8 protein-coding genes are annotated in these 10,831 nt (G+C 66.8%); 3 read left to right on the top strand and 5 right to left on the bottom strand.

Translation table 11 applies throughout. The features are described from left to right. The 3 genes from AHIS1636_RS14200 to AHIS1636_RS14190 form a co-directional block, all read right to left on the bottom strand. Positions 1–941 (bottom strand): S-(hydroxymethyl)mycothiol dehydrogenase (locus tag AHIS1636_RS14200; protein WP_264796492.1); only part of this gene is annotated, 941 nt, incomplete at its 3' end. A 121-nt stretch (positions 942–1,062) separates the two neighbouring features. Then, the gene (locus tag AHIS1636_RS14195; RefSeq protein ID WP_264796491.1) at positions 1,063–2,265 is read right to left on the bottom strand and encodes an aromatic ring-hydroxylating oxygenase subunit alpha; all 1,203 of its coding nucleotides are present in this window, start codon (positions 2,263–2,265) and stop codon (positions 1,063–1,065) included. 61 nt (positions 2,266–2,326) lie between these two features. After that, a complete protein-coding gene (locus AHIS1636_RS14190; RefSeq protein ID WP_264796490.1) occupies positions 2,327–3,505 on the bottom strand; it encodes an NAD(P)/FAD-dependent oxidoreductase in 1,179 nt (392 codons plus the stop codon). A gap of 309 nt (positions 3,506–3,814) precedes the next feature. Between AHIS1636_RS14190 and AHIS1636_RS14185 the strand changes: the two genes are divergently transcribed. Genes AHIS1636_RS14185 through AHIS1636_RS14175 form a run of 3 tightly spaced genes read left to right on the top strand, consistent with a single transcriptional unit; the run spans position 3,815 to position 8,609 of the window. After that, positions 3,815–4,165 carry a bifunctional 3-phenylpropionate/cinnamic acid dioxygenase ferredoxin subunit gene (locus AHIS1636_RS14185; RefSeq protein WP_264796489.1) on the top strand — a complete coding sequence of 117 codons (351 nt, stop codon included), beginning with the start codon at positions 3,815–3,817 and terminating at the stop codon, positions 4,163–4,165. 31 nt (positions 4,166–4,196) lie between these two features. After that, positions 4,197–6,071: a BCCT family transporter gene (locus AHIS1636_RS14180; RefSeq protein WP_264796488.1), complete on the top strand. Its 1,875-nt coding sequence runs from the start codon at positions 4,197–4,199 to the stop codon at positions 6,069–6,071. A gap of 57 nt (positions 6,072–6,128) precedes the next feature. Further along, positions 6,129–8,609: a GcvT family protein gene (locus AHIS1636_RS14175; RefSeq protein WP_264796487.1), complete on the top strand. Its 2,481-nt coding sequence runs from the start codon at positions 6,129–6,131 to the stop codon at positions 8,607–8,609. Positions 8,610–8,726: 117 nt separating this feature from the next. On the opposite strand, the gene fdhA is transcribed toward AHIS1636_RS14175, so the two are convergent. Together fdhA and AHIS1636_RS14165 are read right to left on the bottom strand one after the other, a co-directional pair. Beyond that, positions 8,727–9,941, bottom strand: coding sequence for a formaldehyde dehydrogenase, glutathione-independent (gene fdhA, locus AHIS1636_RS14170; RefSeq protein WP_264796486.1), 1,215 nt, complete (start codon positions 9,939–9,941; stop codon positions 8,727–8,729). Between the two features lie 77 nt (positions 9,942–10,018). Beyond that, positions 10,019–10,789, bottom strand: a complete 771-nt coding sequence (locus AHIS1636_RS14165) for an MIP/aquaporin family protein (RefSeq protein ID WP_275116381.1) — start codon at positions 10,787–10,789, stop codon at positions 10,019–10,021. Positions 10,790–10,831: the final 42 nt, after the last annotated feature.

Genomic DNA, 10,831 nt, shown 5'->3' with positions numbered 1-10,831 from the left:
TCCCGGGAGGGGAGGCAGTCGCCGTACCAGGAGGATTTCAGGGATCCGCCGCGGCCGAAGACGTCGAGCAGGGGCAGTTCGAGGGTCATGTCCGGGGTGGGCACGCCGACGAGGACGACACGGCCGGCGAGGTCGCGGGCGTAGAAGGCCTGCTTGTAGGTTTCGGGGCGGCCGACGGCTTCGATGACGACGTCGGCGCCGAATCCGCCGGTGAGGTCGCGGATCGCGTCGACGGGGTCCTGTTCCCTGGAGTTGACGCCGTGGGTCGCGCCGAGTTGTTTGGCCATGTCGATTTTGTTGTCGTCGATGTCGACGGCGATGATCGTGGTCGCTCCGGCGAGTTTGGCGCCGGCGATGGCGGCGATGCCGACGCCGCCGCAGCCGATCACGGCGACGGATTCGCCGCGTTTGACGTCGCCGGTGTTGATCGCGGCGCCGATGCCGGCCATGACGCCGCAGCCGAGCAGGCCGACGGCGGCGGGGTCGGCGTCGGGGTCGACCTTGGTGCACTGGCCGGCGGCGACGAGGGTTTTCTCGGCGAACGCGCCGATGCCCAGGGCCGGGGATAGTTCGGTGCCGTCTTCGAGGGTCATTTTTTGGGTGGCGTTGTGGGTGTTGAAGCAGTATTGCGGCTGGCCTTTGGCGCAGGCGCGGCACTGGCCGCAGACCGCGCGCCAGTTGAGGATGACGCGGTCGCCGACGGCGACTTCGGTGACGTTCTCGCCGATGGCGGCGACGGTGCCGGTGGCTTCGTGGCCCAGGAGGTAGGGGAAGTCCTCGCCGATGCCGCCCTGCTTGTAGTGCAGGTCGGTGTGGCAGACGCCGCAGGTGAGGATGTCGACCAGGGCCTCGCCCGGGCCCGGGTCCGGCACGAGGATGGTCTCGATGCTGACCGGGGCGTTCTTCTCTTTGGCCACAACGGCCTTGACCTTATGAACCATGCTGGGGGCAATTCCTTTCATACCCGGGGAATTCTGTTGGCTGGCGGCTGCCCGGGCCGCCTGAAGTCTTCAAGCAGGCCGGGCAGCCGGAGGGATGGGTCGGCGTTCCGCCGGATAAGCCTTAGCCCACGACGGTCCGGGCGCGTTCTTCCAGGGGTGCGGTGTCGGGGGTGAGGCCGAGCAGGTCTTCGCCGGCGCGCTGGACGTCGCCGACCTTGGAGTGCACCCATTGGTGGAAGGCGCTGATGTGGTGCTCGCTCGGGACGAGCACGCCGCCGTGGGCGTAGACCTTGGAGGCCATGGCCGGCTGGCAGCGTTCGCAGGCGTCGAAGTCCTGCATGTTCACGCGGTGGAACAGTTCGACCGAGGCGGTGACGTCCTTGCCGGACTCGACCACGCTGGGCAGGTAGAGCCAGTCGCACTCGACGATGGTGTGGTCCGCCGCGAGCGGGAACATGCGGTGGATGATGACGTGGTCCGGTACCAGGTTCACGAACACGGTGGGCTTGATCGTGATGGCGTAGTAGCGCCGGTCCTGGTCCTCGCCGACGCCGGGGATGACGTCCAGGCCCTCGGAGCCGTCGATGGTGAAGCCCTTGACGTCGTCGCCGAATTCGGCGCCGTGGCCGACGAAGTACTGCGCGGCCAGGCCGTCGGCGAATTCCGGGAGCACTTCGGTCAGTTCCGGGTGGATGGTGGCGCAGTGGTAGCACTCCATGAAGTTCTCGATGATGAGCTTCCAGTTGGCCTTCACGTCGTACCTGATCCGCCGGCCGACCTTCAGGTTCGCGACGTCGTAGCCGTCGACGGCGTGGACGTCGCCCAGGCGCTCCTCGATCGCCCCCATGACGTCGTCTTCGAACGACGGCGGCTCTTCCGCCAGGCAGACCCAGACATAGCCTAGGTACTCGCGGATGTGGACCTTGGCCAGACCGTACTCGTTCCGGTCGATGTCCGGCATCTTGGTCAGGTTCGGCGCGGCGATGAGCTTGCCTTCGAAGTCGTAGGTCCAGGCGTGGTACGGGCACTGGAAGGACCGGGCGGCCTCGCCGGATTCCTCCATGCACAGCTTCACGCCGCGGTGCCGGCAGATGTTGTAGAAGGCACGGATATCGCCCTTGCGGGTCCGGCTGATCAGCACGGACTCCCGGCCGATCTGCACCGTCTTCCACGCCCCCGCTTTGTCCAGATCGGACGAACGGATCGCGCAGAACCACATCTGCTCGAAAATCCGCTCCTGCTCCGCACGGAAAATCGCGGCATCCGTATACGTGTGGCCCGGCAGGGTAGCGATCAGGCTCTCGGAAATGATTTCGGTGGTCATGCTTGCTTCCTCTGTTGAAGACGATGTGACGTGCGGTGCGGAAAGGGTGGCGGGGCGGAGGTTAGGCGGCGACGGAATCGGTCGCGGCCGAAGTGCTCAGGCTGCGGCGCCACTTGGTGAAGAGCCGCGGCTGGTTCATGCCAAGGACCGCCACCGGCTCCTCGCCGCGGTAGTAGAGCGCCAGGACGTTGTGGTCCCTGGGGTCGCCGGCTTCGATGGACACGCGCTCGGCCTGGGCGGCGTTGCCCGCGAACTGCAGCTTCACTCCGTACTGGTCCGACCAGAAGTACGGTGCCTTGATGGGCCGTGCCGCCGGCCTGTCCAGCAGGGCGGCCACGGCGACCTCGGGATGCTCCGTTGCCGTGGTCCAATGCTCCACCCGGCGGTGGGCTCCCAGCCGTGAGTCGAACCAGGCCGCGCAGTCGCCGACGGCCACGATTCCGGTCACGTTGGTCCGGCCCGAGGCATCACAGACGATGCCGTTGCCGGTTTCCACTCCGGAGCCCGCAAGCCAGCCGGTATTCGGGATGGCACCGATGCCAACCAGCACGAGGTCCGCCGGGACGTAGCGGCCGTCGGTCAGCCGCAGGCCGGTGACTGTCCCTTCTCCGCTATAGAAGAGGTCGATGCCCGTACCGCAGATCAGTTCCACGCCGTTGAGGCCGTGGAGACCTCCGACGATGGTGCCCATCTCTTCGCCCAGGGGACCACGGAGCGGAGTCGGCTGGGCCTCAATAACAGTGACTTCCAGGCCAAGGCCCTTCGCAGTGGAGGCTACCTCGGCTCCAATGAAGCCGGCCCCTACAACGACCAGCCGGCGGCCCGGCTGCAGTTCCTCGCCCAGCATCTGGGCGTCCGCCAGGGTACGCAGGCTGAAGACGTTGGCCAGGCCGGCCAGCTCAGGCAGAGTGCGGGCGGACGCGCCGGTAGCCAGGACAATCCCGTCCGCCGACAGGCTCTCGCCGTTGGCGAGAGTGATGGTGCGGGATTCACCGTCTAGGCGGACCGCACGGCTTCCTACTAGCCACTCTGCCTGCAGGTCCTCCCCTGCGGTCTCCAGGGCAAGGTCATCGGTGGTGATCCTGCCGGCCAGGAAGTCCTTAGACAGCGGGGGACGGTCGTAGGGGCGGTGCTCCTCATCGCCGATCATGATGAGCCTGCCGGTGAACCCCTGGGTACGGGCCGCGCGTGCGGCGGAGAGTCCTGAGAGGGAAGCTCCGACCACTGCGAGAGTCTGCATGGATTGCCCTTTCAAACGGATGGAAAAGGGTGCTCCCTTAGATGGGAGCGAGGGGGAGCGTGAAAATCGCGCTATTGGCAACACGTGTCGCCATGTGAAACAGCATGAAGCTGCACGGAAGTCCTGTCAAGACTTTTGATGACGGTTTCCGGCGTCCTAGGCCGTAGCGAAAGTGTTTACATGGCCGCAACACAAAAACCTTGACAGTGACCCGCCCCACACCGCATGGTGTTGCCTATTGTGAACAAGGTTGTTCATGACGGAACTACCGCCGCAAGGCAGATTATGGCAGACGAAAGGTCGCAGCCGATGCACAAAGCTTGTCCGCTCAAGGACCTCGCCCCGGGAGACGCCCTGCGCCTCGATACCGCCCCACCCATCGCCGTCTTCCACACGGAGGAGGGCGAGCTTTTCGCCATCGACGACACCTGCACCCATCAGGACGCGTCGCTGGCCGACGGCTGGGTGGAGGGCTGCGAAGTCGAATGCCCGCTGCACGCCTCGAAGTTCGACCTGCGCACCGGGCAGGTCGACGCTCCCCCGGCCAAGCTCCCGGTCCGGGTGCACAAGGTATCCGTGGTCGACGGCGACATCATGGTGGAGGAATCCACCGAGGCTCCGAACCTCCCGCCGGGCCTGACCGTCGACGGCCACGCCTGAGTCCTCTTCCCCGAAACAAAAGGAACCGTTCATGGCAATCAACAGCGACGTCACCGTCGGCCAAAGCAACGAACCTCCCGTTAGCCCGGATACAGAACCGGAGCTTGCTCCGGTCGAAGAGGACCGGCAGATCCTCCAGGCCCTGCGGGAGAGCAAGACCGAACAGGCGGCGACGCGTCGCCGGCTGTTCGGCAGGGAGGGCCTCGACAAGGTCACCTTCGGGGTGGCCGGCCTGCTGACCCTGGCATTCGTCGTCTGGGGGTTTACCGGAAAGGACAACTTCGCGGCCACGTCCCAGGTAATGCTGGACTGGGTCATGGAAAATACCGGCTGGCTCTTCGTCGCAATGGCTTCGTTGTTCGTGGTCTACGTGCTGTGGCTGGCCCTGAGCCGCTTCGGAAATATCCCGCTGGGCAGGGACGGCGAAAAGCCCGAGTACTCCATGGTCTCCTGGATCTCGATGATGTTTGCCGCAGGTATGGGGATCGGCCTGATGTTCTACGGTGTTGCCGAACCGCTCTACCACTACATCTCCCCGCCGCCCGGCACAGTCGACGGACAGACGCCTGCGGCCGTCCAGACGGCCATGGCGACTTCCATCTTCCACTGGACCCTGCACCCGTGGGCCATGTACGCGGTAGTGGGCGCTGCCATGGCCTACGGAACCTACAGGCTCGGCCGCCGGCAGCTCATCTCGGCAACGTTCACCTCCATCTTTGGAATCCGGAGGGTGGAAGGTCCGCTCGGCAAGGTCATCAACATGCTGGCCATCTTCGCCACACTCTTCGGTACCGCGGCATCCCTCGGACTCGGCGCCCTGCAGATCGGCAGCGGCATGGCTTCCAACGGCTGGATCGGCGGCCAACTGGCTACCCCGGTGCTGGTGGCGATCGTCGCCGTCCTCACCGCATGCTTCATCGCCTCCGCCGTCTCGGGCATCAGCCGCGGCATCCAGTGGCTCTCCAACATCAATATGGTCCTGGCCGTGGTTCTGGCCATTATCGTGTTCGTGGCCGGGCCGACGCTCTTCATCCTGAACCTGATCCCGGCCGCGGTCGGCGACTACGCACGGGACCTGGCCGAGATGGCGTCCCGGACCGAGGCCGTGGGTGACGACGCGCTGCGCACCTGGATGTCCGGCTGGACCATCTTCTACTGGGCCTGGTGGGTGTCCTGGACGCCCTTCGTTGGCATGTTCATCGCCCGGATCAGCCGCGGCCGCACCATCCGCCAGTTCGTCACCGGTGTGCTGCTGGTGCCCAGCATCGTCAGCGTGATCTGGTTCGGCGTCTTCGGCGGCGCCGCTATCAACATCCAGTCCGCGGCCGACGCTACTTCGGCCCCGGACGACGGAATCGCCACCGTCGTCGACGGCACGCCCACCATTTCCTTCGACGGCGCGCTCTTCGACCTGCTGCACCACCTGCCAATGCCCAATGCCATCGCCGGCGCGGTCTCGATCCTCGCCATGGTCCTGGTGGCCATCTTCTTCGTCACGGGCGCCGACGCGGCCTCCATTGTGATGGGTTCGCTCAGCTCCAATGGCACGGAGGAACCGCGCCGCGGCGTGGTCATTTTCTGGGGCGCCCTCACCGGCGCCGTCGCCGCGGTGATGCTCCTGGCCGGCGGCGACCAGCCAGCCGAAGCCCTCAGCGGCCTGCAACGGGTCACCATCGTGTCGGCGCTGCCATTCGTGCTGGTGATGTCACTCATGTGCTTCGCCCTGGTCAAGGACCTGCGCCGCGATCCGCTTGCCCTGCGCAAGCGGCTGGCCGACTCCGTGGTAGAGCGGGCGATCCGCTCCGGTGTGGACCAGCACCGAGGCGTGCGCTTCGACCTCGTCACCAAACACGAGTGCGACGACGAATGCCCGGACGGCGAGCGCTGCCCGGCCAATACCAACTAACTTCCCCCGGACGCCCGCGTCCGCTTATCGACCAAGACGTTACTTAGGAGAACACCCATGACCTCACCTCGCGTCGTCATCATTGGAGCCGGCATCGTCGGCGCCAACCTCGCCGACGAACTGGCTACCCGCGGCTGGAACAACGTCACGGTGCTCGAGCAGGGCCCGCTGCACCTGGCCGGCGGTTCCACCTCGCACGCCCCGGGCCTGGTCTTCCAGACCAACGCCTCCAAGACGATGACCGAATTCGCCAGCTACACCGTCGACAAGCTGCTGTCGCTGACCAAGGACGGCCAGTCATGCTTCTGGCAGCTGGGCGGCCTGGAGGTTGCCACTACCGAGGAACGGCTCGAGGATCTCAAGCGCAAGCTTGGCTACGCCACGTCCTGGGGCGTCGAGGGCCGGCTGATCGACCCGGACGAGTGCGAGAAGCATTACCCGCTGCTGGACCGCGACCGTGTCCTCGGCGCTCTCTACGTACCCTCCGATGGGCTGGCCCAGGCCGCCCGCGCCGTCCAGCTGCTGATCGAGCGGGCGTCCGATGCCGGCGTCGTCTTCCGCGGTTCCACCGCGGTCACCGGCATCCGTGAGGAGGGCGGCCGGGTCACCGCTGTAGAGACCAACGACGGCGAGGTGCCGGCCGACATCGTTGTCTCCTGTGCAGGTTTCTGGGGTCCGAAGGTCGGCGCCATGGTCGGCATGGACGTTCCGCTGCTGCCGCTGGCGCACCAGTACGTGAAGACCACCCCGGTGCCCGAGCTCAAGGGACGTAACGAGCTTCCCAACGGCGCCCGGCTGCCGATCCTGCGGCACCAGGACGCCGACCTGTACTACCGCGAGCACGGCGAGCGCATCGGCATCGGCTCCTACGCCCACCGGCCCATGCCCGTGGACCTGGATGAGCTGCCCGTCTTCACTGCGGAGCAGATGTCCGAGCACCGGATGCCGTCCCGGCTGGACTTCACGCCGGAGGACTTCGCGCCCTCATGGGAAGAAAGCCAGCGGCTGCTGCCGATGCTGCGCGGGGCCCGGATCGAGGACGGATTCAACGGAATCTTCTCCTTCACCCCGGATGGCGGCCCGCTGATCGGCGAATCCCCCGACGTCAAGGGCTTCTACCTGGCTGAGGCCGTCTGGGTCACCCACTCGGCCGGCGTGGCGAAGGCCGTGGCGGAACTGCTGGTGGAGGGCCGTTCCCGGACGGACCTGCACGAATGCGAGGCCACGCGTTTCGAAGACGTGCAGCGTTCCGAGGCCTACGTCAGCGAAACCTCGCAGCAGAACTTCGTGGAGATCTACGACGTGCTGCATCCGCTGCAGCCCAAGGATTCCCCGCGCAACCTGCGCACCAGCCCCTTCTTCCCGCGGCAGCAGGAACTGGGCGCCTTCTTCCTCGAGTCCGGCGGCTGGGAGCGCCCGCACTGGTACGAAGCGAACGCCGGCCTGCTCGCGGAACTGCCCCCCGCCTGGCAGCCGCCGGAGCGGGACAGCTGGTCCGCACGCTTCCACTCCCCCATCGCCGCTGCCGAAGCGTGGAAGACGCGCACCGCCGTCGCCCTCTACGACATGACTCCGCTGAAGCGGGTGGAGGTCTCCGGCCCCGGCGCGCTGGACCTGCTGCAGCGGCTGAGCACCGGGCAGATCAACAAGAAACCCGGCGCCGTCACGTACTGCCTCCTGCTCGACGAGGCCGGCGGGGTGCGCAGCGACATCACGGTGGCGCGGATTGGCGCCGAGTTGTTCCAGGCCGGCATCAACAACAACGTCGACTTCGAGTACCTGCGCCGCGAGGCCGCCGATCAGAGCGCGGCGGATCCCGCCCGCTGGGTACAGGTGCACGACATCACCGCCGGCACCGCCTGCATCGGCCTCTGGGGCCCGCTGGCGCGCGAGGTCATCTCGAAGGTCAGCGACGACGACTTCAGCAACGCCTCGCTGAAGTACTTCCGCACCGCGCAGGTCCGGATCGCGGGGCTGAGCGTCACCGCGATGCGGCTGTCCTATGTGGGAGAGCTCGGCTGGGAGCTCTACACGACGGCCGACCAGGGCCTGAAGCTGTGGGACGCGTTGTTCGAGGCGGGACAGGAGCACGGCATCATCGCCGCCGGCCGGGCCGCGTTCAACAGCATGCGGCTGGAGAAGGGCTACCGGCTCTTTGGCCACGAGATGACGTCCGAACACCGGCCGGAGGAAGCCGGGCTGGGCTTCGCGGTCAAGGCCGACAAGGGACCGTTCGTCGGTTCCGAGGCACTGGCGGTCCCGCAGGAATCCGGCCGGCGGCTGCGCTGCCTGACCATCGACGACGGCCGTTCCGTCGTGCTCGGCAAGGAGCCGGTGTACTTCCAGTCGAGGCCCGCCGGCTATGTCACGAGCGCCGCGTTCGGCCACACCATCGGCAAGCCGATCGCCTATGCCTGGCTGCCGGCCGACGCCGCGGAGGGCGAGAAGGTGGAGATCGAGTACTTCGGCCGCCGGGTCGCGGCCACCGTGACTGCCGAGCCGCTCGTCGATCCGGGCATGGAGCGGCTGCGGGGCTGAGTCCCTAGCGGCCCAGCCAATCAGGGCACAAGGGAGGGGCACGGTCCGCCGTTCGCTGCGGGCCGTGCCCCTCGTTTGCGCGGCCGGGCCTTCTACGGCCCGGCCGCCCGCACCGGCCTACGCCGGGACCATGCCGTGCGGATCGATCACGTACTTCTTCGCCGCTCCCTGGTCGAATTCCCGGTAGCCCTGGGGCGCTTCGTCCAGGCCGATGGTAGTGGCATTCACGGCCTTGCCGATGTCCGCCTTGCCGGCGAGGATCAGGTTCATCAGCTTGCGGTTGTAGCGCTTGACCGGGCACTGGCCGGTGGTGAAGGAGAGCGACTTCGCCCAGCCCGTCCCGAGGCTCACGCCGATCCGGCCGACCTTGGCGGCTTCGTCGACGGCACCCGGGTCGCCCGTGACGTAGAGGCCGGGGATGCCCAGGGCGCCGCCCACCTGCGTGACCGACATGATGTCGTTCAGCACGGTGGCCGGCGCCTCGCCGGCGTTGGCGCCGTGGCCGCGGGCCTCGAATCCCACGGCATCCACGGCGGCGTCGACCACGGGGACCCCGAGGATCTGTTCGATCCTGTCCGGCAGATCGCCTTCCTGGCTAAGATCGATGGTCTCGCAGCCGAAGCTGGCGGCTTGCTTGAGCCGCTCGGCCTTCATGTCGCCGACGATCACGGCCGAGGCACCGAGCACCTGCGCGGAGAACGCCGCGGCCAGGCCGACCGGGCCCGCACCCGCGACGTAGACGGTGGACCCCGTTGTCACGCCGGCGGTGAACGCACCGTGGTAGCCCGTGGGGAAGATGTCCGAGAGCATGGTCAGGTCCAGGATTTTCTCCAGCGCCTGGTCCCGGTCCGGGAACTTGAGCAGGTTGAAGTCGGCGTAGGGCACCATCACGTACTCGGCCTGCCCGCCGATCCATCCGCCCATGTCGACGTAGCCGTAAGCAGCGCCGGGCCGGGCCGGGTTCACGTTGAGGCAGACGCCGGTCTTGCCCTCATTGCACATCCGGCAGCGGCCGCACGCGATGTTGAACGGGACCGAGCAGATGTCGCCTTCCTTGACGAAGAGCACGTCATCGCCGGTCTCGACGACTTCGCCGGTGATCTCGTGGCCGAGCGACTGGCCGACGGGCGCCGTCGTGCGCCCGCGGACCATGTGCTGGTCGCTGCCGCAGATATTGGTCGTCACCAGCTTGAGGATGGCCGCATGCGGGGCCTTCTGCTGGATGCCCATCTTGGTGGCTACCTCGGAGGGCAGCTCGAGCTTCGGATAGTCGATTGTCTCGACCGCTACTTCCCCCGGCCCTTTGTAAACGACAACACGGTTTCCCGTCATGGTGTTTTCCTCTCGTTTCCAGTAAGCACGAGGCCGCAGTGCCCCGCTGATCTGTTGGCTCGATAGAACGTGCGTGATTACTCGTTGTCGGACAAATGCTTCTTGCTGTCCTCCGGCGCCACTGTCGGTTCGTCGGCCCGTGGTTCGCCTTCGGGGACCTCGCGCGGGCGAACCACCAGGTCGTAGACCACGGCGGCGACGATGCTGCCGATGAAGGGGCCGATGACGTAGAGGGGGAACTGCGACCACTCGACCGAGCCGCCGAAGATGGACTGGACGACGTAGGGGCCGAATGTACGGGCGGGATTGAGCGAACCGCCGGTCAGCGGGCCGATGACCAGGATGGCTCCGGCCACGGCGAGCCCGATGATCAGGCCGGCCCAGCCCTTGGGTGCGCGCCTGTCCACCGCTACAGCCATGACGGCCAGCATGAGCAGGAAGGTTCCCAGGGCCTCGGCCATGATGCCCTGGCCGTAGGAGACTCCGTTCCCCAGTACCGTGGCGCCGCCGCCGAAGTCCACGGCCCGCGTTCCGAAGGAGGCCACCAGCAGGAGGCTGCCGATGGCGGCACCCACGAGCTGGGCGATGATGTAAGGAAGGAGCTCAGCCCAGGGGAAGCGCCGCGTCACGGCCAGGGCGATCGTCACGGCCGGATTGATGTGCGCGCCGGAGACCGCCAGGAAACCGTAGATGGCAACGGCCACGGCGATCGCGAACGCCAGGGCTATGAACCCGACGCCCGGATATGTCAACTCTCCTTGGCCCACGGTTAGCGCCGCAAGCACGGAGCCGACTCCAAAAACTACCAGTACTGCCGTGCCAAGCACTTCTGCGCCAAGGCGTCGCATGAGAGGCGGGGTCATTTTTGCACCATTCATTCGCTAACGGAG

The organism is Arthrobacter mangrovi (assembly GCF_026011795.1).
Classification (GTDB): domain Bacteria; phylum Actinomycetota; class Actinomycetes; order Actinomycetales; family Micrococcaceae; genus Crystallibacter; species Crystallibacter mangrovi.
This window is presented reverse-complemented; position numbering and strand designations above follow the sequence as displayed.

Bases quoted from the DNA above. Each gene is read 5' to 3' on its own strand.
- AHIS1636_RS14195 (WP_264796491.1), bottom strand. From the start codon at position 2,265: ATGACCACCGAAATCATTTCCGAGAGCCTGATCGCTACCCTGCCGGGC.
- AHIS1636_RS14190 (WP_264796490.1), bottom strand. From the start codon at position 3,505: ATGCAGACTCTCGCAGTGGTCGGAGCTTCCCTCTCAGGACTCTCCGCC.
- AHIS1636_RS14185 (WP_264796489.1), top strand. From the start codon at position 3,815: ATGCACAAAGCTTGTCCGCTCAAGGACCTCGCCCCGGGAGACGCCCTG.
- AHIS1636_RS14180 (WP_264796488.1), top strand. From the start codon at position 4,197: ATGGCAATCAACAGCGACGTCACCGTCGGCCAAAGCAACGAACCTCCC.
- AHIS1636_RS14175 (WP_264796487.1), top strand. From the start codon at position 6,129: ATGACCTCACCTCGCGTCGTCATCATTGGAGCCGGCATCGTCGGCGCC.
- fdhA (WP_264796486.1), bottom strand. From the start codon at position 9,941: ATGACGGGAAACCGTGTTGTCGTTTACAAAGGGCCGGGGGAAGTAGCG.
- AHIS1636_RS14165 (WP_275116381.1), bottom strand. From the start codon at position 10,789: ATGCGACGCCTTGGCGCAGAAGTGCTTGGCACGGCAGTACTGGTAGTT.